At 75.2% G+C, this 202-nt stretch carries 1 protein-coding gene; it reads right to left on the bottom strand.

Features of this window, described 5'->3' with window-relative positions; all coding sequences use genetic code 11:
- The coding region (locus IF78_RS0143175; RefSeq protein ID WP_031488228.1) for an ABC transporter permease subunit at positions 1-202 on the bottom strand (202 nt) is incomplete at both ends.

Raw genomic sequence — 202 nt, 5'->3', positions numbered from 1 at the left:
CTCGGCGGCCATGAGGGAGCGCCAGGAGAAGGCCCAGCCCTGCTTCAGGCCCGCGAGGTAGCCGGGCAGGGCGGCGGGCATGACGATGTGCCAGGTGCCCTTGAGGCCGGTCGCGCCGAGGGTGCGGCCGGCGCGCAGGAAGAGCGGGGGTACCTGGTCGACGCCGGAGACCAGGCCGTTGGCGATCGAGGGGACGGCGCCG

The organism is Streptomyces bicolor, from assembly GCF_000719285.1.
GTDB classification, from domain to species: Bacteria; Actinomycetota; Actinomycetes; order Streptomycetales; family Streptomycetaceae; genus Streptomyces; species Streptomyces bicolor.
Note: the sequence above shows the minus strand (reverse complement) of the source record. Positions and strands in the feature narration are given on the sequence as shown.